The organism is Streptomyces sp. CA-251387 (assembly GCF_050936625.1).
Taxonomy (GTDB): Bacteria; Actinomycetota; Actinomycetes; order Streptomycetales; family Streptomycetaceae; genus Streptomyces.
The window spans coordinates 2,973,392-2,999,839 of the sequence record NZ_JBNJMJ010000001.1 but is presented as its reverse complement, the minus strand read 5'-3'; the positions used below and the strand labels follow the sequence as shown (position 1 = coordinate 2,999,839).

Below are 26,448 nucleotides of genomic sequence, written 5' to 3'. Positions count from 1 at the left end.
GTCCGCACCGACGGCGTGCCCTACCGGCTCACCCCGGACAGCGCGGGCGGGCTCGCCTTCCTGGACAAGCGCGGCGCGACCACCAAGGTCAAGCACGTCACCGCCGCCGCGGTGACCCGCCCGAGCGCGCGGACGACCCGCGCGGCCGTGCTGGCCCAGGGCCCCGCGACCGAGACGGGACTGACCCGCAGCGCCGGGACCGTGTACGTGACCGGCAGGACGGCGCCGGTGGCGAAGCGGCTCCCCGCCGAGGTGCGCAGGCTCGCGGGCACCGCCAAGGACGTGACCGTCTCCACCCGGGGTGAGGCCGTCCTGAGCCACACCACCTGGGCCGACGGCAAGGGCACGCTCCTGCTGCCGGGCGAGGCCACCTCGGCCCGTCCCGTAAAGCTGTCCATGACGGTCCGGGGCTCCGGGCACAGGGTCTCCTTCACCGTGGACCCCACGCGGCGCGTCTCGCCGTACGCGGCCCAGGGCCGGGACCTGTCACCGGGGATATCCTCCGGCTCCGGCAAGAAGACCTCCGCGAATAAGACCTCCGCGAACGAGATCTCCGGGAACAAAGCCAGGTCCGCTCGCGCCGGCGGCGACCCCAGCAACCCCGTGGAAGAGGAGCGCACCTGCTCCGTACCGCGCAACGACCCGCGCAACCAGGCGATGCAGCCCAAGCCCCGCCAGGTGGAGTGGGCCGTGAACATGGCGGTCAAGGGCCTGCTGAACACCCACATCTCGCGGCCGGCGAACTGGAAGAACCTCGGCATGCCCGCCTACCAGCCGCAGACGCTCTTCCTGAACCCGGCGCTGAACGGCGGCGGCCGTGCCATCGCGCAGGTCATGCTCGGCGTGACCACACAGGAATCCAACATGTGGCAGGCCGCCCGATCGGCGGTGCCCGGCGTCACCGCCAACCCGCTGATCGGCAACTACTACGGCATCGACCTCTACGACGCCGATACCGGCAACGACTGGGACGTCAACTTCGCCGAGGCGGACTGCGGTTACGGCATCACGCAGATCACGGACCACATGCGGATGGCCGGCCGGGAGGACGGACACGGCGGCGAGGCCTGGCCGTACCAGAAGCAGCGCGCCGCGGCCCTCGACTACACCGCGAACATCGCGGCGGGTCTGCAGACCCTCATCGCCAAGTGGAACGAGACCCGCGCCGCGGGCCTGATCGCCAACCACGGCGCCAACGGCCGGCCCGAGAACTGGTACTTCGCCCTGTGGGCCTACAACTCCGGCTTCCACCCCAAGAGCGGGTCCGAGCCCTGGGGCCTGGGCTGGTTCAACAACCCGGCGAACCCGGAGTGGGACGCGGGACGGCTGCCGTTCATGGAGAACGCCGCCGGCGACGACGACGCGAGCGCCGCGGCCCGCCCGCAGAACTGGCCCTACCAGGAGAAGGTCCTCGGCTTCGCCGCACACCCGCCGTCCTTCCTGGAGTCCCCGGGCGTGATGGTCCCCGCCTTCCGCCAGTCCACCTGGAACGGCACCAACGAGGGCGTGGGCGTCAAGGGCAGCGCGAAGTACAACCGGTCCCGCGTCAAGGCGCCCGAGGGCGCGTTCTGCGACTCCTCCAACTCCTGCACCCCCGGCCGGATCTCCGACGGGGCCTCCAACGACACCACGACCAGCGGGCCCTGTGGCCGGTCGGACTTCAAGTGCTGGTGGAACAAGCCGGTGACCTGGAAGAGCGACTGCGTCGACACCTGCGGCTTCGAGTTCATCCGCTTCGGCGAGAGCACGCCGGAGGAGGCCGACGGCACCGCCTACCCGCCGACCTGCTCCAGGAACGGCCTGCCGGGCAGTGCCCTCATCGTCGACGACGTCCCCGCCGGAACCCCGGTGGTCCGGCCGAACTGCTCCAACTCCTGGACCAACTCGGGCAGTTTCTCCTTCAACTTCGCCAACAACGCGGTCGAGACCGTCTACCCGGCCAAGGTCGACCTCCACCAGCTGGGCGCGGGCTTCGGCGGCCACTTCTACTTCGGCCACACCCGGCAGAACGACGCCAAGGGCCAGCGGCTGAAGATCACCGGCACCTGGAAGCTGAACCGGGAACTCGACAAGGACGCCCGGGTCTGGGTCCACCTCCCCGACCACGGCGCGCACACCAAGTTCGCCAGGTACGAGGTCAAGACCCGCAACGGCTGGCGCAGCAAGACCCTGTCCCAGCCCGGCGACAGCAACCGCTGGGTGAAGCTCGGCATCTTCCGTACCAAGGGCATCGTGCCCGAGGTCAGGCTCAGCACCCTCACCAAGGACGGCACCGGGGACGAGGACATCGCCTTCGACGCGGTGGCCTTCGAGCCCGGCGACTGGGACTTCGTGCCCGACATCATCATCCCGGAGGCCGACCCCGACGCCCCGGACCCGGAGTTCAAGGACACGGACCGGCAGAAGCAGCCGAACCCCGACGGTGTGATCGGCGTGTCGAGGAAGAACGAGCACTGCTACGACACGGACCGCGAGGGCGTGCGCCAGTGCATCTCGCGCGACTACGACATCAAGAAGTACGGCGCCGACGCCTGGAAGCAGCCGCGCAGCAGAGCCGCGGACGCCGACGCCCCCTTGGTGCCCTGGTGCGACGACCCGACGGTCTCCGGCTACACCATCACGCGCCGTGAGGGCTGCCACAAGCTGGCCGTCCTGATCAGGTGGACGGTCGACAACAAGACGGTGGGCACGGCCACCTTCATGGTCCGCGAGGAGTTCCTGCTGGAGAACAAGAAGGAGTGGCGGGAGCGGCTGTTCATGAGCCCGCTGTCCATCGACGCGGCGCTGGGCACCGTCTCCCTGGAGTACTGGGACGCGATCTGCACGCCCGACTGCGACGAAGGGTACGTCGGCACCTGGAACGGCCTGACCACCTGGGCCCCCATCACGGACAAGCACTGGGCGTCGGCCACCAAGAAGTTCACCTGGACCACGCCGACGGCCGGCACGTCCCGGGACTTCGACCGCGGAACGTTCCTCAGCTTCAAGGCCAGCTCTCCGGAGGCGACCGGCGCGGTCCAGGCCGTCAAGCCGGAGTGGACCTTCTGGGACCAGGTCACGTGTGACAACTCCGTCGCCGTGAACAACTCGACCGGCTGTGTGCTCGGCAAGCACATACCGACGTTCGAGACCAACACCAAGCGGTATCCGGCCGCGGCCGCCTACTACTGGGTGCTGCGCGAGAAACTGGCCGACCATCCGGGCAGCAAGAAGCACGGCAAGCCGATGCACCGCCTGATGGACAAGGACCAGCAGAAGCACAACCGCGACACGATCTGCAACAAGACCGGCACCGGCAAATGGACGGCCCACCCGGACGCCACCCCGGACACCCAGGGCGTGCAGTGCGACGAGTTCCCCTTCGCGGCCACCCGGGAGAGCGGAGGCGTCCCCACGCCGGTCGTCAACGGAGGCATCTGCGTCCAGCTGTACGCCGAGAAGCAGGACGACGGCACCTGGCGGCTCTTCGACGACGAGCGGTACGACCCGCCCACGTGGAAGGAGATCTGCGGGCGGGCCTCGATGCCGGGCAAACAGAACGGCGACGCGGGCCGCGGACCCGGCCTGTCGGGCTTCTACACCAAGGCACGGGTGCTGGACGGGGAGGAGTTCTACATCGAGGTACCGGGCTACGAGGGCTGCAACACGGAGGACGTGTGCGTGGTGCGCCCCTGATGTGACAGCGCCTGTGACATCACTTGCGACATGGCCTGTGACATCACCGGCGTGACAGGGGGGACCGGCACGACCGCCGGTCCCCCCTCTTCCACGTCAGCGCCAGACCAGTTGCCAGGTGTCGTCGTCCTCATGGACGTACTCGGCGCGGATCTCCTCGCCCGTCGCGGTCACCACAGGGCGTCCGGTCTCCAGGGACTCGACCGTCTCCTCGAACATCGCCGCCACGCTCTTCCAGCGCACCACGCCCCACAGCTCCAGGTCCTGGTCGATCTCCAGGACCGCTCCTTCGGTCGGCCCCTCCCGGTGGTCGACGACGAGCTGTGTCCCCACGATCGTCCTGCCCAGCGGCACCCACCGGACATGCGCCGTGGCACCGACGACGAACTCCTCGTTCTCGTCCTCCAGGCTCCAGGCCACCTCCTGCTCCATGTCCCGCTGCCCGAGCCTCATCCCCTCCGCGTCCAGCGGATAGTGCCCCCCGGGCAGCAGCCCTCCCGGCCCGCCGGGCCGCGCCCAGGTGGACACCCCGTTGTGCCGGGAGAGCCAGAGCCGCAGCTCCGGATGGAGATCGAACCGGTTCTCGGCGATCTCGCCGATCTGCGCCGGGGTCGCGGGCGGGTTGAGGACGCGCAGTTCGTCCGGCGCGTTGGCCTCCAGCCACCGGTCGAGGCGGTCGAGTACATCGTCGAAGGGCACGGTTCGTCCTCACGTGTGGATGCGGAACGTCTGGATGGTGTCTCTTCAGAACCCCTTCCTACCGGACCCCGGTGACAAGAGCATGGCGATCGGCCACACCTGTTTCCGCCCTCAGCCGACGCCGACCGCACTCCAGACGGCCGCCACCGCGCCGTACTCCGCGCTGCCGGACCCGTACAGGTCCTTCGCCGCGTTCAGCGTCGCCGTACGGGCGCCCGCGTAGTTCGTCGAGGACGTCATGTAGACCGTCAGCGCGCGGTACCAGATCTTGCCGAGCTTGTCCCGGCCGATCCCGGTAACCGAAGAGCCGTTGCAGGTGGGCGAGTTGTAGCTGACACCGTTCACCGTCTTCGCGCCGCTGCCCTCGGCGAGGAGGTAGGCGAAGTGGTTGGCGACGCCGGACGAGTAGTGGACGTCGAGCGTCCCGGTCGTGGCGCTCCAGCAGTCGGCCGAGTCGCCGTCCTTCGACGGCTTGTCCATGTAGCGCAGGGCTTCCCGCCCGAAGCCCGACCGGACGATCTTCTCGCCGATCAAATAGTCGCCCGGGTCCGAGGCGTTGCCCGCGTGGAACTCCACCAGCGTGCCGAAGATGTCCGAGGTCGCCTCGTTCAGGCCGCCGGACTCGCCCGAGTACGTCAGTGCCGCGGTCTTCGAGGTCACGCCGTGCGTCATCTCGTGGCCGGCCACGTCCAGCGACACCAGCGGCCCGAGCTGGGTGCCGTCACCGTCGCCGTACGTCATGCAGAAGCAACTGTCGTCCCAGAAGGCGTTGTTGTACTTGTTCCCGTAGTGAACGCGGTTGAAGGAGCCCTTGCCGTCGCCGCCGATGCCCTTGCGGCCGTGGACGTCCTCGTAGTAGTCCCACGTCATGTCCGTGCCGTACTGGGCGTCCACCGCGGCCGTCGAGCGGTCGGCCGTCGTACCCGTGCCCCAGTGGTTGTCGGCGTCCGTGAAGACCGTCGCCGGGGCGCGGTTGAGGCACACGGTCAGGAGGCACAGGTCCGTCTTGTTCGCGGCGTCACCGGTGTACGTGCCGCCGCGCGTCGGGTCCTTCAACTGGTACGTCGATCCGGACGCCGTCGTCTCCAACGGCACCGTGCCGCCGTACAGCGACTTCCCGTCGCCCGACGCCGTCTCGATGCTGTCCCACGCGTCGATCTGCGCGCCGGTGCGGGCGTCCGTCAGCACCGTGCGGGCGACCGGGTTGCCGAGGGAGTCCTGGGCGACGGCATTGGTCCGCCAGGCCAGCCTCGGGGCGCCGTGCAGGGCGTCGACGACCAGCTCGGGCTTGGCCGTCAGCCGCTTCAGCGTCTCGCCGAGGTTGACGGCACGCAGCGCGTTCGCCGCGAGGTCGGCTGCCTTCGGCGCGGAGACCTCCGGTGTGATGCCCGACAGGGAGATCGCGCCCTTGGTGGCGCGGGAGGCGCCGCGGTACGTGCCGTCCTTGGCCAGGTGGACGACGAAGTCACCGCCGAGGACGGGGAGTTGGCGGTACGTCCGGTCGTAGCGGACGTGCTGCGAGCCGTCGGCGTCGATGACGACGTCCCGTACGGACGTGTCCTGCGCGGCGGTCAGCCCCAGGGCCGCGGCACGCTCCAGCAGGACCGACGCCGCGTTCTCGAGCGCGCTCGCCCTGGTCGGCCTGTCGTCCGCGCCGGCGGCGGGGGAGAGCGCGGTGGCCAGCAGGGCCGTGGCGGCGGCGGCCACCCCGGCGGTGGTGAGACGGGAACCTCGGACATACAGCCGTATCCGACTCATCGGTCTCCTTGAACTGGGCGGTAACTGAAGATGACCCAGATTCAAGGGGGCGTGCACATGCCATGACCAGGGTGAATCCGTGGAGGTGTGTGAGGGGAGAGAATCGTTTCCGTGACCCTCTCTCCTCGACTCCCGTTCTTCGTCTACGGCACCCTGCGCCCCGGCGAGCCCAACCACGACCACTTCCTGCGCGGACGCACGCTCGTGGAGGAACCGGCGCGCCTGGTCGGGGCGGCGCTGTACGACGGTCCGGGCTATCCGTACGCCGTCGAGGAACCGGACGGAAGCGGCACGGTGTACGGCGACCTGGTCACCGCGCGCCCCGAGGAGTATCCGGCGCTGCTCGGCGCCCTCGACCGCCTGGAGGAGTACGCCCCGGACGACCCGCGCAACCTCTACGACCGCATCGCCCGCCAGGTGATCCGCGACTCCGACGGAACGGCCGTACAGGCCTGGGTGTACGTCGCCGCCCCGTCCGTCGCCGCTCGCCTGCGCGCGCACGGCAAGCTCATCGAGGGCGGCGACTGGGCGACCCGGCCGCGCGGCTGAGTCACGCAGTCACGCGCCCCGCTTGCCCGACCGGACGCGGACGGCTACGGCTTCACCGCCTCCACCCGCACCGCGCACGCCTTGAACTCCGGCATCCGCGACGTCGGGTCCAGCGCCGGGTTGGTCAGGGTGTTGGCGCGGCCCTCGCCCGGCCAGTGGAACGGCATGAAGACGGTGTCGGGGCGGATGCCGGTCGTGATGCGGGCGGGGGCCACCGCCCTGCCCCGGCGCGAGACCACGGCCACCGGGTCGCCCTCGGCCGCCCCGAGCCGCGCCGCCAGCCGGGGGTGCAGTTCCACGAACGGGCCCGGCGCGGCGGCGTTCAGCTCGTCGACGCGGCGGGTCTGGGCGCCGGACTGGTACTGCGCCACGACCCGCCCGGTCGTCAGCAGCACCGGGTACTCGTCGTCGGGTTCCTCGGCGATCGAGCGGTGCGAGACGGGGGCGAAACGGGCTTTGCCGTCCGGAGTCGCGAACCGGTCGAGGAAGAGGCGGGGCGTGCCGGGGTGCACACCGGCGGCCAGGTCGTCGCCCTGCCCCGGGTCGTCGTCGCCGGGCGCGTCCAGCGAGGCATCCTCGGAGTCCTCCGTGGCGTCCGAATCATCCGAATCGTCCGAGGCGGTCGAGCCGTCAACGGCCGCCGGGCACGGCCAGAACACCCCGTTCTCCTCGATCAGCCGCCGGTACGTGATCCCGGAGTAGTCGGCGGGGCCGCCCGCGCTCGCCCGGCGCAGCTCCTCGAAGACCTCCTCGGGGTCGGTCGGGAACTTCTTCTCCATCCCCGGTTCCGCCCCCAGCCGAGCGGCCAGCTCGTGCATGACCTCCAGGTCGCTGCGGATCCCCTCCGGAGGAGTGATCGCGCGCCGCCGCAGCAGCACCCGGCCCTCCAGGTTGGTCGTGGTCCCCGTCTCCTCCGCCCACTGCGTGACCGGCAGGACGACATCCGCGAGCGCTGCCGTCTCCGACAGCACGACATCGCAGACGGCCAGGAAGTCGAGGGACTTGATGCGCTCCTCGATGTGTGCCGCGCGCGGCGCCGACACCACCGGGTTGGACGCCATCAGCAACAGTGCCCGGATGTCCGTACCGAGCGCGTCCAGCAGCTCGTAGGCGCTGCGCCCCGGCCCGGGCAGACTGTCCGGGTCCACGCCCCACACCTCGGCCACGTGCCGCCGCGCCGCCGGGTCGTCCAGCTTGCGGTAGCCGGGCAACTGGTCGGCCTTCTGGCCGTGTTCGCGCCCGCCCTGCCCGTTGCCCTGCCCGGTCAGACAGCCGTACCCGGACAGCGGCCGGCCCGCCCGTCCCGTCGCCAGGCACAGGTTGATCCACGCGCCGACCGTGTCCGTGCCCTTGGACTGCTGCTCGGGTCCGCGTGCCGTCAGCACCATCGCGTGCTCAGGCTCGCAGAACAGCCGTACGGCTTCCCGCAGTTGCGGAACGGACACCCCCGTGATCCGCTCCACGTACTCCGGCCAGTGCGCCATCGCGGCGGCCCGGGCGTCCTCCCAGCCGACCGTGCGCTCCTGGACGTACTCCTCGTCCACCCGCCCCTCGGCGACGACCAGGTGCAGCAGGCCGAGGGCCAGCGCGAGGTCGGTGCCCGGCCGGGGCATCAGGTGCAGGTCGGCCTGCTCGGCGGTCTTGGTGCGGCGCGGGTCGATGACGATGAGTGTGCCGCCGTTCTCCTTCAACTCGGTGAAGAAGCGCAGCGACGGCGGCATCGTCTCCGCCAGGTTCGAGCCGACGAGGATCACGCAGCCCGTCCTCGGGATGTCCTCCAGCGGGAACGGCAGCCCTCGGTCGAGCCCGAACGCCTTCATCCCGGCCGCGGCCGCCGACGACATGCAGAAGCGGCCGTTGTAGTCGATCTGCGAGGTGCCGAGCACGATCCGCGCGAACTTGCCCAGGCTGTACGCCTTCTCGTTCGTCAGACCGCCTCCGCCGAAGACCCCGCACGCGTCCGGGCCATGTTCCGTACGCGTGCGGTTCAGGCCCTCGGCGATGCGGTCCAGCGCCTCGTCCCAGGTGGCGGGCACGAGCCTGCCACCGGAGCGCACCAACGGGGAGGTCAGGCGGACCCGGGACGAGAGCACCGCCGGTGCCGTACGGCCCTTGCTGCACAGGGCTCCCCGGTTCACCGGGAAGTCCGGGCGCTCGACCACCGCGACACCCCCGTCCTGCAAGGGCGTGAGGTTCATTCCGCACTGCAGGGCGCAGTACGGGCAGTGCGTGGGCGTCGCGGAGTTCGGCATACCGTCCAGCGTGAGTCGAGCGTGTTACGTCCGGGACGGATCCCTGTTACACGGCCGGGACGGTGACCTCCCCGTCGCCTGGCGGCCGCGGTGAGGCTCCGCCGGGAGCGCGGCCCCTGGGGTGCTTCAGCGGCCGCCGGCCAGTGCGCGAGCCACCCCCGGTTCCCTCGGCCCGAGGAACCGCGGATCCGGTTCGAAGACGGCGTCCAGGGCCGCCTTGCCCGCCGCGAGCACCTCCCGGGTGCCGCCGTAGTACCACGTGGCGTCGTGCCTCTCGTCGACCCCCACGCCGTACGACGCCACCCCCGCCTCCTCGCACAGCGCGACCGCGCGCCGGATGTGGAAGCCCTGGCTGATGAGCACCGCCTCGTCGACGCCGAAGATCTTCTTGGCGCGGACGCAGGAGTCCCAGGTGTCGAAGCCGGCGTAGTCGCTGACGATGCGCGAGTCGGGCACGCCGTGCCGGGTCAGATACGTGCGCATGGCGTCCGGCTCGTCGTAGTCCTCCCGGCTGTTGTCACCGGTGACGAGGACGACCTTGATCCGGCCCGCGCGGTAGAGCTCGGCCGCCGCGTCGAGCCGGTGCGCGAGGTACGGGGACGGCTCCCCCGCCCACAGCCCGGCACCGAAGACGACGGCGACGTCGGTGCGCGGCACGTCGGCCGTGGTCCGCAGCCGGTCGCCGGTCACGACGTGCATCCAGGTGGCCGGAAGCAGCGCCAGCACGCACCCGAGCACGACGGCCTGCACCAGCCGCCGCTGCCCGGTGCGGGTGCGCGGCAGTCGTGGTCGGCGCAGCTCGGGTCGGCGCATCGGAACGGTCCCCTCCCGGTCGGCTCACGGCCTGTTCTCGACACTCAGGGACGTTCTGTAGGCCTCCGCGGTTCGCCGCCCGCCATGTGACCAGCTTCACTCCGCCTGCCGAACCCGCAGGTCAAGCCACCTCACACAGCCTGGGAGTCCCGCGGTGAACCCGGTGTAAACACCCGTTATTCACGCGCAACGGGGAGGCAACGTCCCGCCCTCACCATCGATCCATGACGGCGTCGAACCCTCCTCGCGACGAGTCCACGACCCTCCCCGGCCCGGGGGCCCACCTCGACAGTACGGCGCACATCATGAACCGGATCAGCAGCCAGCTCGCCAGCCAGCTCAGCCTCGTCTCGCTCGACGGCAGGCGCCGCCCCGAACCGCCCGCGCTCGTCGTCGTGGCCCACGGCAGCCGCGACCCGCGCGCCCTGAGCACCGTGAGCGCGCTCCTCGACAAGGTCCGTGAGCTGCGCCCCACCCTGCCGGTCCGCCTCGGCCACATCGAGCTGAACGACCCCCTGCTCCCGGACACCCTCGCCGCCCTCGGCGACCGCGAGGCGATCCTCGTCCCGCTCCTCCTCAGCCGCGGCTACCACATCAAGCGGGACATCCCCGAGATGGCCGCCGAGTCAGGGGTACGCGCCCGCGTGGCCGGCGCGCTCGGCCCTCACCCCCTGCTGGTGGAGGCCTTGTACGCCCGCCTGGTCGAGGCCGGCTGGCGCACCGGGATGGACGACGCCACGCGCCGCGCGAGCGCGGTGGTCCTGGCGGCGGCGGGCTCCCGCGACCCGGAGTCCAAGGTCGACACCGGCCGTACGGCCCAGCTCCTCGCCGACCGCCTGGGCGTGCCGGTGGTCCCGGCCTATGCGACGACGGCGGCCCCGACGGTCCCGGACGCCCTCCGCGCCCTGGCGGCCAGGGGCCGCACGAGAGTGGCGATCGCCTCCTACTTCACGGCCCCGGGCCGCTTCGCGACGGAGTGCGCGGAGGCTGCCCCGTGGCTGGCGTCGGCCCCCCTCGGCACCCACCCCGCGATGGCGAAGCTGCTCCTCCACCGCTACGACCAGACCCTGGCGACCCCGGCCACCACGGCACCCGAACTGGCATCGGCTTAGCGCGCCGGGCGCCGAGCCCCCGCTCCCCGGCCTGGTCCGGACGGCGTAACGACGGCGAGTCCCGGTCCGTCGGCCGACTTACGTTCGTAAGGAGGCCGAGGGAGGCATGACATGCCCGATCATCCGAATGCCGCCGTTTTCCACCGCGTCATGACCGCCTTCTCGGCGGGGGACATGGACGCCCTGGCCGAGGTCTTCCATCCGGACGTGGTGTGGCACATCGGCGGCAGGAACCTCCTGGCGGGCGACCACCGGGGGCGCGACGACACGTTCGCCCTGTTCGGCCGCGAGTTCCAGCTGACGGGCGGTACCTACCGCCCCGAGCTGCACGACGTCCTCGCCGACGACGACCACACGATCGCCCTGCTCCACGTCACGGCGACACGCGAGGGCAGACGGCTCGATCTGGACTACGCCCTGGTCCTCCACATCGACGCCGGCCGGATCACCGAGGGCTGGATGGTGACGACCGATCCGGTGGCGTACGACGAGTTCTGGGCATAGGCGAATCGGCTCACCTCCATTTGTCAGACCCTGCCCTTACTGTCGAGGCATGGAAGGAACCGCGGCACACCCCTACGAAAACCACATCCCACCCCCTGGCTACGACCCCACGTCAGTGGAACGCTGGGCACCGGAGCCGGACAAGCGCCCAGGCCGCACCGCCTTCCAACGCGACCGCGCCCGCGTCCTGCACTCCGCGGCCCTGCGCCGCCTGGCCGGCAAGACCCAGGTGGTGACGCCCGGCACCCACAGCCAGGCCTGGGACCCCAGCCCCCGCACCCGTCTCACCCACTCCCTGGAGTGCGCCCAGGTCGGCCGGGAGCTGGGCGCGGCCCTCGGCTGCGACCCCGATCTGGTCGAAGCCGCCTGCCTCTCCCACGACCTCGGCCATCCCCCCTTCGGCCACAACGGCGAAGTCGCGCTGAACGAATTCGCCGAGGACTGCGGCGGCTTCGAGGGCAACGCCCAGTCCCTGAGGCTCCTCACCCGCATCGAACCCAAACGGTTCACCCCGGAGGGCTCCGTCGGCCTCAACCTCACCCGAGCCGCCCTCGACGCCGCCACCAAGTACCCCTGGCCCCGCGGCGCCCACCCCACCGACCCGGCCTCCCCGAAGTTCGGTGTCTACGAGGACGACCGCCCCGTCTTCGACTGGGTCCGCAAGGACGCCCCCGGCGCCCGCACCACCTTCGAGGCCCAGGTCATGGACTGGTCCGACGACGTGGCGTACTCGGTGCACGACGTCGAGGACGGCCTGCACGCCGGCCATATCGACCCCAACCTCCTGCACGCCGAGCCCGAACGCCAGGCGGTCTTCGCGGTGGCCGTCGGACGGTACGTCCCGCAGGAAACCGACCCCGCCGAACTCGCCGCCGCCCTCGACCGGCTCCAGGAAGAACCGTGGTGGCCGCACGGCTATGACGGCTCGGCCGTCGCCCAGGCCCGCCTCAAGGACGCCACCAGCCAGCTCATCGGCCGGTTCTGCCTGGCCGCCGAGAGCGCCACGCGCGCGGCGTACGGCGCCGGGCGGCTCACCCGCTACGGCGCCGAGCTCGTCGTACCGCACGAGACCCGTCTGGAGTGCGCGGTGCTCAAGGCGGTCGCCGACCGGTACGTCATGCAGCGCGCCGAGCAGGAGCGGCTCCGTGCCGACCAGCGGATCGTGGTCGCCGAACTCGCCGAGGCGCTCACGGCCCGGGCGCCCGACGGGCTGGACCCCCAGTTCCGGGCCCTGTTCGACGCGGCTCCCGACGACCGCGCCCGCAAGCGCGTGATCGTCGACCAGATCGCGTCCCTGACGGACGCGTCGGCACGCGCACTGCACGCACGGCTCACCCAGAGGGCGTAGAGAGCACCCTTCCCGAGGGCGTCACGGACGCGGCCGGTGAGACACCAGAGGCGAACGGGCACTCGAAAGTGACCCTGCGTGGCCTGATCGGGTCACCCCCTCTTCCCGCATCACGCTGCGTGCGGGACGCTCGCATGTGGCGGCACCCTTACGAGGAGGCATCAAGTGGTCGACGCGGATCAGACATTCGTCATCGTCGGAGGAGGACTCGCCGGCGCGAAGGCGGCCGAGACGCTCCGCGCGGAGGGCTTCACCGGGCGGGTGATACTGATCTGCGACGAGCGCGACCACCCGTACGAGCGCCCGCCCCTCTCCAAGGGCTATCTCCTCGGCAAGGAGGAGCGCGACAGCGTCTTCGTGCACGAGCCCGCCTGGTACGCGCGCAACGACATCGAGCTGCACCTCGGTCAGACCGTCGACGCCGTCGATCGAGGGGCGAAGACGGTGCGGTTCGGCGAGGACGGCACGCTCGTCCACTACGACAAGCTCCTGCTGGCCACCGGCGCCGAGCCCCGCCGCCTGGACATCCCCGGCACGGACCTGGCCGGCGTCCACCACCTGCGCCGCCTCGCGCACGCCGAGCGCCTCAAGGGTGTGCTGGCCTCGCTCGGCCGTGACAACGGGCACATCGTGATCGCCGGTGCCGGCTGGATCGGCCTGGAGGTCGCGGCGGCGGCCCGCGAGTACGGCGCGGAGGTCACCGTCGTCGAGCACAACCCGACCCCGCTGCACCGCGTCCTCGGCCCCGAGCTCGGGGCGCTCTTCGCCGAGCTGCACCGCGAGCACGGGGTGCGCTTCCACTTCGGCAGGCGGCTGACGGAGATCGTCGGCCAGGACGGCATGGTGCTGGCGGCCCGGACGGACGACGGTGAGGAGCACCCGGCGCACGACGTCCTCGCGGCGATCGGAGCGGCGCCGCGGGTCGCTCTCGCGGAGGCGGCCGGGCTGGAGATCGCCGACCGTACGTACGGCGGCGGCGTCGTGGTCGACGAGCACCTGCGCACCTCCGACCCCGACATCTACGCCGCCGGCGACGTGGCCTCCTTCCCGCACGCCCTCTTCGACACCCGGGTGCGCGTCGAGCACTGGGCCAACGCGCTGAACGGCGGCCCGGCCGCGGCGCGGGCGATGCTGGGGCAGGACGTGACCTACGACCGGGTGCCCTATTTCTTCTCCGACCAGTACGACTTGGGGATGGAGTACAGCGGGTGGGCGCCGCCGGGGACGTACGACGAAGTGGTGATCCGCGGGGACGCCGGGAAGCGGGAGTTCATCGCGTTCTGGGTGAAGGAGAACGTGGTGCTCGCCGGGATGAACGTAAATGTGTGGGACGTCACAGAGCCGATCCAGCAGCTGATTCGTGCCAGGACGCGGGTGAACACGGAGGCGCTGGCGGACCCGCACGTCGCTCTTGAGGGCCTGATCGCCTAGTCCCCAGATGTGTCAGTCCGCCCCCGTAGAATTCACGCGTGGCAGGACGGATCAATGACGAGGACGTGAAGGCGGTTCGGGACGCGGTCCCGATCGACGCCGTGGTGTCCGAGTACCTCCAGCTGCGCGGCGCGGGCGGGGGCAACCTCAAGGGCCTGTGCCCGTTCCATGACGAGAAGTCGCCGTCCTTCCAGGTCAGCCCGAGCAAGGGGCTCTTCCACTGCTTCGGCTGCCAGGAGGGCGGCGACACCATCACGTTCGTGATGAAGGTCGACCACCTCTCCTTCTCGGAGGCGGTCGAGCGGCTCGCCGCCCAGGCCGGCATCACCCTGCGCTACGAGGAGGGCGGGTACAACCCCTCCCACCAGCGCGGCGAACGCATCCGCCTGGTCGAGGCCCACAAGATCGCCGCCGAGTGGTACGCCGAGCAGCTGGCGACCAGCCCGGAGGCGGACACCGGCCGCATCTTCCTCGCCGAGCGCGGCTTCGACCAGGCCGCCGCGGTCCACTTCGGCGTCGGCTACAGCCCCCAGGGCTGGGACCACCTCACCCGCTATCTGCGCGGCAAGGGCTTCAGCGACAAGGAACTGATCCTCTCCGGGCTTGCCCAGGAGGGGCGCCGCGGCCCCATCGACCGCTTCCGGGGCCGGCTCATGTGGCCCATCCGGGACATCGCCGGGGACGTCGTCGGCTTCGGCGCCCGCAAGCTGTACGAGGCGGACAACGGCCCGAAGTACCTGAACACGCCCGACACGACGATCTACAAGAAGTCCCAGGTCCTCTATGGCATCGACCTGGCGAAGCAGCACATCGCCAAGACCAGCCGAGCCGTCGTCGTCGAGGGCTACACCGACGTCATGGCCTGCCACCTCGCCGGCGTCACCACCGCCATCGCCACCTGCGGTACGGCCTTCGGCGGCGACCACATCAAGATCCTCCGCCGGCTGCTGATGGACAACGGCTCGGCCCGCGTCATCTTCACCTTCGACGGCGACGCTGCCGGCCAGAAGGCGGCCCTGCGCGCCTTCGAGGACGACCAGAAGTTCGCGGCGGAGACCTACATCGCGATCGCGCCGGACGGCATGGACCCCTGCGAGCTGCGCCTCGCCAAGGGCGACGAGGCGGTCGCCGACCTCGTCGAACCGCGCACCCCGCTCTTCGAGTTCGCCCTGCGCCAGATCGTCGTCCGCTACGACCTCGACACCCCGGCGGGCCGCGCGGCGGCGCTGGACGAGGCGGCGCCGATCGTCGCCCGCATCAAGAACAGCGGCGCCCAGCACGAGGTGGCCGTCCAGCTCGCGGGCATGCTCGGCATCCTGGACACGCAGTTCGTGGTCAAGCGGGTGGCGCAGCTGGCGCGTTGGTCGCGGGAGCGGGGCGGCCGGGGCCAGGCGCCGACCGCCCGGGGCCCGCAACAGCACTACGACGCGGCCCCCGCGTCCCGGCCGTCGGGCCCGGCCCTGACCCTGCGCAACCCGGTGTACGCCACCGAACGCGAGCTGCTGAAACTCGCCCTCCAGCGGCCCGAGTTGGTCTCCCCGGCGTTCGACGCGTACGGCGTCGACGAGTTCACCGCCGCGCCCTACGCCGCCGTACGCCAGGCGATCATGGACGCGGGCGGCGCCGAGTACGGCATCCAGGACCCGCAGGAGTACCTGGTCCGCGTCCGTGACGCGGCCCCCGACGACCAGGTCCGCGCGATGGTCACGGAACTGGCGGTCGAGGCGATCATGCGCAAGACCGTCGACGAGAACTACGCCGGCGAACAACTCGTCACCGTCCGCCGCCGCGCCGTGGAACGCCGCATCCGCGACATCCAGAGCCAGCTGACCCGTCTGGGCGCGGGCGGCGATCCGGCCCAACTGGCCGCCGTGCAGAACGAACTGTGGGTGCTCCAGCGGTACGACCAGGCGCTACGCGTCCAGGGCGCCGCCGCCCTCTGACCGCCCCGCGAAGGTCGGCGTCACCGCCCGGATCAGCCGGTCCACGAAGGCCTGCTCGTCGTCGGCGTACTGCGGGTACTCGACGACGAAGTGGTTCCACTCGACGTACTGCAGCAGCTCCACGACGTTGTCGAGGGTGACGTACCGCTGTTGGGGGTAGGGCCACTCGCCCGAGAGCCGGAAGACCTCGTGCAGCAGCTCGTAGGGCAGGGGGTGCCGCTCGGCGAGCAGAACCGCGTCGTACAGGTCCTTGCCCTGCGCATAGGCGTCGTTGATCAGCCACATCATCTTCCAGGCCAGCGACAGCGCGGGCGTGGCCGCCTGCACGATCGCACCGCCGGGCAGCTCCACGAGCTCGGGCGGCTCGGGCAGCTTCTCGTTGAAGACGAAGTCGAGCTGGACGTGCCCGTCGGGCAGTCCGGGCGCGCTCCACGGCAGCACCATGCGGCGGCCGGGCACCCGCTCATAGGTCCAGATGTCCTCCACGACAGCGCCCTTCGCCGAGACGCGGACGTCGTCCCCGGACGCCTCCTGCGCGGCGTGCGCGATCCCGTCGAGCATCCGGGCGGTGCGCTCGTCGTCCATCTTCCAGGTGTGCGGTACGACCACGAAGTCCAGGTCGCCGGGCTCGCGGGCGGCCTCGCCGAACCAGGTGGCCATCAGCACGCTGCCGCGCAGCACCAGGGCGTCGACCCACTCCGACCGCGCGATCGCGGCGACGACCAGGTCCAGCGCCCGGCGCCGGGCCACCCGCCAGGCATCCGTGCGAGCGGGGTCGCTGAAGGCCGGGTCGGTCGCGCGGTAGGCGTTCTGGTGCTGCTTCATGGCCGGGTCGAAGACCAGCCGCTGGGTGACGTCCGCGCCGGGCACCGTGCGCAGGGTGAGGGGCAGCTCACGGTCCCGCCGGGCGGCGTCGTCCAACTCCTCCCGGGGCATGTCACGCCACAGGTTCCAGTTCCGCCAGGACCCGCTCATCCCCGTACCCCCTCCGTCAGGTCGTCGTCGATCCACCCGTCGTCCACGGACAGATCGCTGTCGTACAGCACGAACTCCCGCTCCACGTCCACCACTTCGAGCCCCGCCAGCTCGGCCAGCAGCGCATCGAGCGCGTGTCCGGCGCCCTCGGCGTCCACCCCGCGGCACCGCTGGGTCACGAACCGCTCGTGCCGGCCGGCGCCGACGACCCGCCGCGCGTTCCACGACAGATGCGCGCCGTGCGGCACCACCCGGGCGGCCAGGGCGCCGAGGTCCGTGTCCGCGGGCAGCCGCAGCTTCACATGGTGCTCGAAGTACTGCCCGCCGCCGCACGGCCCGGCCGGCACCTCCGGCGCCCAGGGCGCCGACTCGGTCTTGACCCGTACCGGGGCGAAACCGTCCGCCCGCAGCCGCGCCGCGACCTCCTCGGCACCGGCCGTCGCCGCGGCCCGGGAGGGGGAACCGGTCAGGGTGAGCATCGGCTGCGACGGCATCCGGCCGCGGGCCAGTTCGATACAGGTGAGCTTCAGACCCGCGGTGGCCGCCCAGCGGCGCAGCCGCTCGGACTCGGCCGCGCTGTCGCAGCGGACCGTCACATGGGTTTCGTACAAGGATCCGGACACTGCGGAATCGTGCCAGACCAGCCCGGCGACGGCACCCGGGTTTCCCGGGCGGCGGTAACCACGCGGTCACGGACCGGACTCAAAAAGTCACCGCACGCCCCTCGTGGCGGCGATGTGTCGTACTCCACACTGGGTTCCGGTGCCTGAGTCCTCGGAGCGCGGCCGATCCGTTCCCAACGGGTCCCACACCCCCGCGGTTCCGCTCATCGCGTACGGGACGGACAGCGGCGAGGCCGCCGACTCCGCCCTCGAAGCAGCGCTGCCGTATGCCTCGGCAGCGATCATCCTGGAGGTCGCCCCCGTGCAGACCCAGACCCTCAGCCAGACCGACAGCACTACGGCCGGCACGGCTGCGGACGCCGACGTTCTTGTCGCGGTGCCGCCGCAGAGCCGTGTCGCGCACCACCCCGAGGCGGAACCGGAGGCGCCGGCCGAGTCGGCGGAACCGCCCGCCGAGGCGCTGGACGGCGCCGACGCCACCGAGCCGGTGGAAGCACCGCTGCCGCCGCGCGCCCGCGCCGACACCAGCGGGCCGTCCTCGGACCTCTTCCGCCAGTACCTGCGGGAGATCGGCCGCATCCCCCTCCTCACCGCGGCCGAGGAGGTCGAACTCGCCCGCCGCGTGGAGGCCGGCCTGTTCGCCGAGGAGAAGCTGAGCAACACCCCCGACCTGGACAGCCAGCTCGCCCTCGACCTGGACCGCCTGGTCGTCATGGGCCGTATGGCCAAGCGACGCCTGATCGAGGCGAACCTGCGCCTCGTCGTCTCGGTCGCGAAACGCTACGTCGGCCGCGGCCTGACCATGCTCGACCTGGTCCAGGAGGGAAATCTCGGACTCATCAGGGCAGTCGAGAAGTTCGACTACGCCCGCGGCTACAAGTTCTCGACGTACGCCACCTGGTGGATCCGCCAGGCCATGTCCCGCGCCCTCGCCGACCAGGCCCGCACCATCCGGGTGCCGGTCCACGTCGTCGAGCTGATCAACCGGGTCGTCCGCGTCCAGCGCCGCATGCTGCAGGAACGCGGCTACGAACCCACGCCGGAAGAGGTCGCCGCCCACCTCGACCTCCCACCCGAGCGCGTCAGCGAGGTCCTGCGCCTGGCCCAGGAACCGGTGTCGCTGCACGCCCCGGTGGGCGAGGAGGACGACGTGGCGCTCGGCGACCTCATCGAGGACGGCGACGCGACATCTCCGGTCGAGTCGGCGGCGTTCCTGCTCCTGCGGGAACACCTGGAAGCGGTCCTGTCGACCCTGGGGGAGCGGGAGCGGAAGGTCGTCCAACTGAGGTACGGCCTGGCGGACGGCCGCCCCCGCACGCTGGAGGAGATAGGCCGCATCTTCGGCGTTACGCGGGAGCGCATCCGCCAGATCGAGTCGAAGACCCTCAACAAGCTGCGGGACCATGCCTTTGCGGATCAGCTGAGGGGTTATCTGGACTGACGCCGGCTGCGGGCGGTGGGGGCTGGTCGCGCCCACGCGGCGGAGCCGCAAATCGATACAGCCCCGCGCCCCCAAAAGGGGCGTCAGCTGCACGTACCCAAGGGGCGCGGGGAACTGCGCGACCGGCCCCCACCGGCCCCCACCGGCCCGCAGCCGCCCCACGACACCACATGGCACCCTCGAACGCGCTCAGTCCACCTCAGCCACCGCCTGAGCGAACTGCGCCTTGTACAACCGCGCATACGCCCCGTCGGCCGCCAGCAGTTCACCGTGCGCGCCCTGTTCCACGATCGACCCGTTCTCCATGACGAGGATCGTGTCCGCGTCCCGGATCGTCGACAGCCGGTGCGCGATGACGAACGACGTACGCCCGTGCGCCAGTTTCGCCATCGCCTTCTGGATCAGCACCTCGGTGCGGGTGTCGACCGACGACGTCGCCTCGTCCAGCACCAGAATCACCGGGTCGGACAGGAACGCCCGCGCGATGGTGATGAGCTGCTTCTCACCGGCGCTGACCCCGGAGCCCTCGTCGTCGATCACCGTGTCGTACCCGTCGGGGAGCGTACGGATGAAGCGATCCGCGTGCGCCGCCCGCGCCGCCTCCTCGATCTCCCCCCGGGTGACGTCCCTGGCCGCCCCGTACGCGATGTTCTCCGCGATCGTGCCGCCGAACAGCCAGGTGTCCTGCAGCACCATCCCGATCCCGGCCCGCAGTTCGTCCCGGGACATCCGGGCGATGTCGACGCCGTCGAGGGTGATACGCCCGGACGAGACGTCGTAGAACCGCATCAGCAGGTTCACGAGCGTCGTCTTGCCCGCGCCCGTCGGCCCGACGATCGCGACCGTGTGCCCGGGCTCCACCGTCAGCGACAGGTCCTCGATCAGCGGCTTCTCCGGGTCGTACCGGAAGGACACCCCCTCCAGCGCCACCCGCCCCCGCAACTCCTCCGGCCGGACACCCGGCACCGGATCGGCCTCCTGCTCGTCCGCGTCCAGCAGTTCGAAGACCCGCTCCGCCGAGGCGACACCCGACTGCACGAGGTTCGCCATCGACGCGACCTGCGTCAGCGGCATCGAGAACTGCCGCGAGTACTGGATGAAGGCCTGCACGTCACCGATGGACAAGGAACCGGACGCGACCCGCAGACCGCCGACGACCGCCACCAGCACATAGTTGATGTTCGACACGAACAGCATCAGCGGCTGCATGATCCCGCTGTTGAACTGCGCCTTGAACCCGGCCTCGTACAGCGCCTCGTTCTGCTCGGCGAACTGCTGCGCCGACTCCTCCTGCCGCCCGAACACCTTCACCAGGTTGTGCCCGGTGTACATCTCCTCGACGTGCGCGTTGAGCTTGCCGGTCGAGCGCCACTGCTGCACGAAGTGCGGCTGCGACCGCTTGCCCACTCGCGTGGCGACGAAGAAGGACAGCGGCACGGTCACCAGCGCGACCAGCGCCAGCAGCCACGACACCCAGAACATCATCACCAGCACACCGATGATGGTGAGCACCGAGTTGATGAGCTGACCCATCGACTGCTGGAGCGTCTGCCCGATGTTGTCGATGTCGTTCGTCGCCCGGGACAGCACCTCACCGCGCTGGCGCTTGTCGAAGTACGACAGCGGCAGCCGCGAAAGCTTCGCCTGCACGTCCTCGCGCATCCGGAACATGGTCCGGTTCACGGCCCGGTTCACCAGCCGCGTCGCCACCGCCATCAGCAGACCGGCGACGAGGAACACGGCGAGCGCGAGCAGCAGGACGTTCCCCACGGCGCCGAAGTCGATGCCCTGGCCCGGTGTGAAGTCGGTGCTGCGGAGCATGTCGGCGATCTCGCTGTCGCCGCGCTCCCGCATGCCCGCGAGGATCTGCTCCTTGCTCATCCCGGCGTCGAACTGCCGCCCGACGATGCCCGCGAAGACCAGGTCGGTCGCCTCACCGAGGATCTTCGGTCCGGCCACCGACAGGCCCACGCTCACGACCACGCAGAACAGCAGCGCGTAGATGGTGAGCCGCTCGGGCTTGAACCGGGTGACGAGCCGCCTGCCCGACCCCTTGAAGTCCAGCGAGCGCTGGTCCGGGCCGCCGCCGGCCATCATCCGCCCCATCGGCCCGGCCATCAGGCAGCCTCCGCTTCCGTCAGCTGGGAGAGCACGATCTCCCGGTACGTCTCGTTGTCCGCCATCAGCTCGTGGTGCCGGCCCGTGCCGACGACCCGTCCCTCGTCGAGCACGACGATCCGGTCGGCGTCCCGGATGGTCGCCACACGCTGGGCGACGATGACGACGGTCGCTTCGGCGGTCTCCCGGGCCAGCGCCGCACGCAGCGCGGCGTCCGTCGCGTAGTCGAGGGCGGAGAAGGAGTCGTCGAAGAGATAGATCTCCGGGCGCTGGACCAGGGTGCGAGCGATCGCGAGTCGCTGCCGCTGACCACCGGAGACATTGGTCCCGCCCTGTGCGATGGGCGCGCCGAGCCCGCCCTCCAGCCGCTCCACGAACTCCTTGGCCTGCGCCACCTCCAGCGCGTGCCACAGCTCCTCGTCCGTCGCGTCCGGATTGCCGTAGCGGAGGTTGGTCGCCACCGTCCCCGCGAACAGATACGGCTTCTGCGGCACCAGCCCGACCGTCTTCGCCAGCAGCCGGGGGTCGATGGCCGCCACGTCCTCCCCGTCCACCAGCACCCGGCCGTCGGTCGCGTCGAACAGCCGGGGCACGAGCCCCAGCAGGGTCGACTTGCCGCTGCCGGTCGACCCGATCACGGCGGTCACCTCACCGGGCCTGGCCACCAGGTCGATCGACTTCAGCACCGGCTCCTCGGCACCCGGGTAGCGGAAGCCCGCGCCCCGGATCTCCAGATGGCCGTGCCGGCGCAGCTCCCGCACCGGCGCCTTCGGCGGTACCACACTCGACTCCGTCTCCAGGACCTCCTGGATGCGCTCGGCGCACACCTCGGCGCGCGGCACCATCATGAACATGAAGGTGGCCATCATCACGGACATCACGATCTGCATCAGATAGGCGAGGAACGCGGTCAGGTCACCGATCTGCATCCCGCCGCTGTCGATCCGATGGGCCCCGAACCACACCACCGCGATCGACGACAGGTTCACCACCGTCATGACGATCGGGAACATCAGCGCGAGCAGGTTGCCGGTGCCCATCGCCATGTCGGTGAGCTCGGCGTTGGCCTTCTTGAAGCGGTGCTGCTCGTACTCGTCGCGCACGAAGGCGCGGATGACGCGGTTGCCGGTGATCTGCTCGCGCAGCACCCGGTTCACCGTGTCGAGGCGCTCCTGCATGGTCCGGAACAGCGGCCGCAGCCGCCGTACGATCAAGGTCACGCTGATGCCCAGCACCGGTACGACCGCGACCAGCACCCCGGACAGCGGCACATCCAGACCGAGGGCCAGCACGATGCCGCCCACGCACATGATGGGCGCCGACACCATCAGCGTGAACGTCATCAGGGCCAGCATCTGCACCTGCTGCACGTCATTCGTCGTACGCGTGATCAGCGAGGGCGCCCCGAAGTGCCCGACCTCCCGTGCCGAGAAGGACTGCACCCGGTCGAAGACGGCCGCCCGGATGTCCCGGCCCACCGCAGCGGCGGTCCGTGCGCCGTAGTACACGGCCCCGATGTTGCACACGACCTGCGCCAGCGAGATGCCGATCATCAGGGCGCCGTAGCCGAGGATGTAGCCGGTGTCGCCGTTGACGACGCCGGTGTCGATGATGTCCGCGTTCAGCGTGGGCAGGTAGAGGGTGGCGCAGGTCTGCAGGAACTGCAGCAGCACCAGCCAGCCGATGGGCTTTCGGTAGGGCCTGAGGTAGGTCCGCAGGAGTCGTATGAGCACGCTGCTTCTCTCGGAGTCGGCGGAGTCGTCGATGGGGGCGGTTGGTTGCCCCTGGCCCCTATCGTCGAACACTCCACCCGCGTTACCTCAACCGATTAAGCCGTCAGCGGGGCTCCGTACGGCCTTATGGGTACGGCTCCTACCGGTCTCTTACCTTCCGCTACGACCGGACGCCCTCCGACGGCTACGACCGGAACCCCTCTGACCCCTACGGCCGGAACGCCCCGGGATGCGTCTGCTCCCGCACCGACACGAACTGCTGCCGCACCGCCTGCCCCACGGCCAGTTCCTCGCCGGGCTCCAGGACCTGCGCGGCCGCGCCCTGCCAGACCGGCGGGGTGCGCGGGTCGAGTGTGCCCTGCGACACACCGAGCGCCCAGGCTGCCTGGCGGGCGGCGCCGATCGCCGCGTAGTCCGCGGGCTGCGGCACGATGACCTGCGTCCCGAACAGCGCGGGCGCCGCCGCCTGCACGGCGGGCAGTTCGGCGGCCGCCCCGAGCAGGAAGACCCGCCGCACCTCCACACCCCGGCCGCGCAGCACGTCCAGCGCGTCCGCGAGCCCGCACAGCATCCCCTCGAAGGCGGCCCGCGCCAGATGCTCCGGCTTCATCGACTCCCGCCTCAGGCCCGCCAGCGTCCCGGCGGTGTGCGGCAGGTTCGGCGTCCGCTCGCCCTCCAGATAAGGCAGGAGTACGAGGCCGTGGGCCCCCGGCGTCGACTTCATCGCCAGGTCGGACAGGCTCTCCAGGTCGGGCATGCCGAGGAGTTCGGCGGTGCCGCGCAGGGTGCGTACGGCGTTGAGGGTGGTGACGACCGGCAGGTGCATGCCGGTCGCGTCGGCCAGGGAGGTGATCATCCCGCTGCTGTCGACGAGCGCCTCGGGGTGGACGGCCATCACGGACCCGGAGGCGCCGAGCGACACGACGGCGTCCCCGAGCCCGATGCCGAGCCCGAACGCGGCGGCCATGGTCTCGCCGGTCCCAGCGGAGATGAGCAGCCCTTCCGGGGTCGTACCGGCCGCCTCCGCCGGCCCGATCACCTCGGGCAGCATGGCCCGGTGGCCGAGCGCCAGCTCGACGAGATCGCTGCGGTAGGCGCCGGTGGCCGCCGACCAGTAGCCGGTGCCGGAGGCCCCGCCCCGGTCAGTGGTCCTGCGCACGGGCCGGCCGAGCAGCTGCCACACCAGCCAGTCGTGCGCCTGCATGAGGACGGCGGCACGCAGCGCGTTCTCCGGCTCGGTCTTGGCGAGCCAGCGCAGCTTGGTCACCGGCTGCGCGGCCTGCGGCACACACCCCACGGCCTGCGCCCACGCCTCGCGTCCGCCCAGCGCGTCGATCAGGTCGGCCGCCGCGACCTGCGCGCGCTTGTCGCCGCCGACCATCGCGGGGCGCACCGTGTTGCCCTGGGCGTCCAGCGGGACCACCGCGTTCTGCTGCGCCGACACGCCGATGGCCTGCACGCCTTCGAGCAGCCCGCCGCCGGCCGCCTCACCGAGGGAGAGCAGCCAGGCCTGCGGATCGACGTCGGAGGGGCGTGCGCCGCCGCCGTCCGGCGATTCCACCGGGTGCGGGGCATACCCCTGCCTGAGCACGGCGCCTGTGTCCGTGTCGCAGACGACGATGCGAGTGAAATCGGGCGAACTGTCCAGCCCGGCGACTATCCCCATGGCCCAATTGTGCCGTGGCGCTGCGCTGGCTTGGGCCATGGGCGCCTACTCATCGTGGGGTGCCTGTCGGTCGGCGGGTGCGGGTTGTGTGTGGCTGAGCGCGCCCCCGCGGCGGAGCCGCATATTGATACAGCCCCGCGCCCCTAAGGGCGTCGCAGTGGCGCGACGCCCCAAAGGGTCCCCTCACGATCCAAGATCTACGTATTGCTGGTTCCCCAGTCGTCCTCCGCGCCGCCGTTGTGGGCGCTGCGTTCTCGTAGGGAGCGGACCCGGTCGGCCACCGAGGCGGGGACTCGGTCGCTGACCTTCTCGCTGACCGTGTGGTAGGCCTTGCCCGCGAAGTGGCGGCCCTGTTGTGCGGCCGACTCCGCGGTGTTGCGGACGGCGGGGTTCTGGGAGATCTCCCGAGCTGTCTTCTTCAGCTGCTCGTAGCGTTCGCGTCCGGCGCGTGTCCCGAGGACGTAACCGACGGCGAGTCCGATCACGAACGTGACCCGGTAGCGCATGGCGGCCACCCTTCCCTTGCGTAGGTCCCTGGTGCGGCGTCGGCGCCGGGGGGAACCGATTGGCGGAGCACCCCCCTGCTTGCGCTAATGTATGTGTCGCAGCGAGCGCACGCCCCCTGGCGAATACCCAGGTAGGTACGTTCGATGCAACGAGGCATTCCTCCGTAGCTCAATTGGCAGAGCAGCCGGCTGTTAACCGGCAGGTTACTGGTTCGAGTCCAGTCGGGGGAGCTCGGTCCTCCGTAGCTCAATTGGCAGAGCAGCCGGCTGTTAACCGGCAGGTTACTGGTTCGAGTCCAGTCGGGGGAGCATGCTGAACGAGGACCCCGTAGGGGTCCTTTTTCATGTCGGGGTCCCTGTGACGGGAACCGTGCAGGTCGTGGGGGAGTCCTTCAGGGCATGCGAAGTCGACCATACGAAGCAGGAGATCGTATGAGCGGCTATGCTGCGGCAGACGGCGCGCACACTTGTACGCGACACGCCGCTATGGGGCGGTAGCTCAGCCGGTTAGAGCAGCGGACTCATAATCCGTCGGCCGTGGGTTCGAGTCCCACCCGCCCCACCCATCACCATCGGTGCAGAACCGTTTCGACCGGTGGAGAACCGGATCAGGCGCTGCTGAGCCGTGTGCCGATGGTGAAGGACAGCGGGGCGCCGGTATCGAGCGTCGTCCGGAACGGGAAGAAGCCGAGCCGTCTGCGGGTCAGGGTGGCACGCAGGTCCACGGCGCCCGTGACGGCGGTCTCCCGGGGGGTACGGGCGACCAGCGCGAGCCGTTGCGAGCCACGGACCTCGTCCGTCGACGTCGGGGTGAACTCCCAGGTGCAGGTCGGCTCCTGCAGCCCGTACCCCTCCACGAACACCTCGGTGCGCCTGCCGGTCGTGGACACCTCGATCGATGCCTCGAAGAGAAGCCTGGCGCCGAGCGTGAAGGACAGGGGCCGCTCGACCGGCTGGGCGGCTCGCTGGGGGGTCAGCGACCAGACGATGGGAGGCTCCGCTTCGGCACCGTCGTCGCGGCGGAGCTGCACGGTCAGCCAGGCCTGGCCGAAGCGGGCGTCCTCGCTCGGGGTGAAGGTGGCTCCCAGGTGCACCAGGTGGAAGCTCCACTCCCGGTCGCCGAGCAGGGTGCGCAGTGCCGCATCGTCACCGGCCAGGTCCTCGGTGATCGGCTGGACGACAGGGAGGCCGAGCGAGACCGCGCCGCGTACCGGGTCCGGTCGCTCGCCGCCCCGGGTGACCCGGTCGTCCGGCTGGAGCACCGTGGCCACCTCGGTCAGCTCCGGTACCTCGATCTCCATG

The 26,448-nt window shown here is 70.8% G+C and carries 19 protein-coding genes and 3 tRNA genes; 11 read left to right on the top strand and 11 right to left on the bottom strand.

What is annotated here, in order from left to right; translation table 11 throughout:
- Positions 1-15: 15 nt before the first annotated feature.
- Positions 16-3,675: a hypothetical protein gene (locus tag ACQEV2_RS13420; protein WP_433039716.1), complete on the top strand. Its 3,660-nt coding sequence runs from the start codon at positions 16-18 to the stop codon at positions 3,673-3,675.
- Between the two features lie 96 nt (positions 3,676-3,771).
- On the opposite strand, the gene ACQEV2_RS13415 is transcribed toward ACQEV2_RS13420, so the two are convergent.
- Positions 3,772-4,374: a hypothetical protein gene (locus ACQEV2_RS13415; RefSeq protein WP_433039714.1), complete on the bottom strand. Its 603-nt coding sequence runs from the start codon at positions 4,372-4,374 to the stop codon at positions 3,772-3,774.
- 111 nt (positions 4,375-4,485) lie between these two features.
- A complete protein-coding gene (locus ACQEV2_RS13410) occupies positions 4,486-6,132 on the bottom strand; it encodes a M4 family metallopeptidase (RefSeq protein ID WP_433039712.1) in 1,647 nt (548 codons plus the stop codon).
- 111 nt (positions 6,133-6,243) lie between these two features.
- Here ACQEV2_RS13410 and ACQEV2_RS13405 point away from each other — a divergent pair, with 111 nt between their 5' ends.
- Entirely contained in the window at positions 6,244-6,681 is a 438-nt protein-coding gene (locus ACQEV2_RS13405; protein WP_433039710.1) for a gamma-glutamylcyclotransferase family protein, read from the top strand.
- Between the two features lie 44 nt (positions 6,682-6,725).
- Here the strand turns inward: ACQEV2_RS13405 and ACQEV2_RS13400 are convergent, their stop codons facing one another.
- A complete protein-coding gene (locus tag ACQEV2_RS13400) occupies positions 6,726-8,933 on the bottom strand; it encodes a molybdopterin oxidoreductase family protein (protein ID WP_433039708.1) in 2,208 nt (735 codons plus the stop codon).
- Positions 8,934-9,059: 126 nt separating this feature from the next.
- Entirely contained in the window at positions 9,060-9,746 is a 687-nt protein-coding gene (locus tag ACQEV2_RS13395; RefSeq protein WP_433039706.1) for a SanA/YdcF family protein, read from the bottom strand.
- Positions 9,747-9,970: 224 nt separating this feature from the next.
- On the opposite strand from ACQEV2_RS13395, the gene ACQEV2_RS13390 reads away from it, so the two are divergent.
- The 5 genes from ACQEV2_RS13390 (at position 9,971) to dnaG (ending at position 16,084) form a co-directional block, all read left to right on the top strand.
- Positions 9,971-10,858, top strand: a complete 888-nt coding sequence (locus tag ACQEV2_RS13390) for a sirohydrochlorin chelatase (RefSeq protein ID WP_433039704.1) — start codon at positions 9,971-9,973, stop codon at positions 10,856-10,858.
- Between the two features lie 111 nt (positions 10,859-10,969).
- Positions 10,970-11,362: a nuclear transport factor 2 family protein gene (locus tag ACQEV2_RS13385; protein ID WP_433039702.1), complete on the top strand. Its 393-nt coding sequence runs from the start codon at positions 10,970-10,972 to the stop codon at positions 11,360-11,362.
- Positions 11,363-11,411: 49 nt separating this feature from the next.
- Positions 11,412-12,710 (top strand): deoxyguanosinetriphosphate triphosphohydrolase, encoded by a 1,299-nt coding sequence (locus tag ACQEV2_RS13380; protein ID WP_433039700.1) that lies wholly within the window; start codon positions 11,412-11,414, stop codon positions 12,708-12,710.
- Between the two features lie 165 nt (positions 12,711-12,875).
- Positions 12,876-14,141 carry an NAD(P)/FAD-dependent oxidoreductase gene (locus ACQEV2_RS13375; protein ID WP_433039698.1) on the top strand — a complete coding sequence of 422 codons (1,266 nt, stop codon included), beginning with the start codon at positions 12,876-12,878 and terminating at the stop codon, positions 14,139-14,141.
- A 38-nt stretch (positions 14,142-14,179) separates the two neighbouring features.
- Positions 14,180-16,084 (top strand): DNA primase, encoded by a 1,905-nt coding sequence (gene dnaG / locus ACQEV2_RS13370; RefSeq protein WP_433039696.1) that lies wholly within the window; start codon positions 14,180-14,182, stop codon positions 16,082-16,084.
- On the opposite strand, the gene ACQEV2_RS13365 is transcribed toward dnaG, so the two are convergent.
- Positions 16,055-17,059: a nucleotidyl transferase AbiEii/AbiGii toxin family protein gene (locus ACQEV2_RS13365; RefSeq protein WP_433039694.1), complete on the bottom strand. Its 1,005-nt coding sequence runs from the start codon at positions 17,057-17,059 to the stop codon at positions 16,055-16,057. The genes dnaG and ACQEV2_RS13365 overlap by 30 nt on opposite strands.
- Positions 17,056-17,682 (bottom strand): hypothetical protein, encoded by a 627-nt coding sequence (locus tag ACQEV2_RS13360; protein ID WP_433039692.1) that lies wholly within the window; start codon positions 17,680-17,682, stop codon positions 17,056-17,058. The genes ACQEV2_RS13365 and ACQEV2_RS13360 overlap by 4 nt, the downstream gene beginning before the upstream one ends.
- Positions 17,683-17,821: 139 nt before the next feature.
- Between ACQEV2_RS13360 and ACQEV2_RS13355 the strand changes: the two genes are divergently transcribed.
- On the top strand, positions 17,822-19,123 hold the full coding sequence (locus ACQEV2_RS13355) for an RNA polymerase sigma factor (RefSeq protein ID WP_433039690.1): 1,302 nt from the start codon (positions 17,822-17,824) through the stop codon (positions 19,121-19,123).
- Between the two features lie 189 nt (positions 19,124-19,312).
- On the opposite strand, the gene ACQEV2_RS13350 is transcribed toward ACQEV2_RS13355, so the two are convergent.
- The 4 genes from ACQEV2_RS13350 to ACQEV2_RS13335 all read right to left on the bottom strand — a co-directional run bounded on the left by ACQEV2_RS13350 (position 19,313) and on the right by ACQEV2_RS13335 (position 25,146).
- Entirely contained in the window at positions 19,313-21,241 is a 1,929-nt protein-coding gene (locus ACQEV2_RS13350; protein WP_433039688.1) for an ABC transporter ATP-binding protein, read from the bottom strand.
- Positions 21,241-22,974: an ABC transporter ATP-binding protein gene (locus tag ACQEV2_RS13345; RefSeq protein WP_433039686.1), complete on the bottom strand. Its 1,734-nt coding sequence runs from the start codon at positions 22,972-22,974 to the stop codon at positions 21,241-21,243. The genes ACQEV2_RS13350 and ACQEV2_RS13345 overlap by 1 nt, the downstream gene beginning before the upstream one ends.
- Before the next feature lie 208 nt (positions 22,975-23,182).
- Positions 23,183-24,640, bottom strand: coding sequence for a xylulokinase (locus ACQEV2_RS13340; RefSeq protein ID WP_433039684.1), 1,458 nt, complete (start codon positions 24,638-24,640; stop codon positions 23,183-23,185).
- 197 nt (positions 24,641-24,837) lie between these two features.
- Entirely contained in the window at positions 24,838-25,146 is a 309-nt protein-coding gene (locus ACQEV2_RS13335) for a YtxH domain-containing protein (RefSeq protein WP_433039682.1), read from the bottom strand.
- A gap of 158 nt (positions 25,147-25,304) precedes the next feature.
- On the opposite strand from ACQEV2_RS13335, the gene ACQEV2_RS13330 reads away from it, so the two are divergent.
- The 3 genes from ACQEV2_RS13330 (at position 25,305) to ACQEV2_RS13320 (ending at position 25,708) form a co-directional block, all read left to right on the top strand.
- Positions 25,305-25,377, top strand: a tRNA-Asn gene (locus tag ACQEV2_RS13330).
- A gap of 5 nt (positions 25,378-25,382) precedes the next feature.
- A tRNA-Asn gene (locus ACQEV2_RS13325) sits at positions 25,383-25,455 on the top strand.
- A 179-nt stretch (positions 25,456-25,634) separates the two neighbouring features.
- A tRNA-Ile gene (locus ACQEV2_RS13320) sits at positions 25,635-25,708 on the top strand.
- 46 nt (positions 25,709-25,754) lie between these two features.
- Here the strand turns inward: ACQEV2_RS13320 and ACQEV2_RS13315 are convergent.
- Positions 25,755-26,447 (bottom strand): hypothetical protein, encoded by a 693-nt coding sequence (locus tag ACQEV2_RS13315; protein ID WP_433039680.1) that lies wholly within the window; start codon positions 26,445-26,447, stop codon positions 25,755-25,757.
- Between the last annotated feature and the right edge of the window lies 1 nt (position 26,448).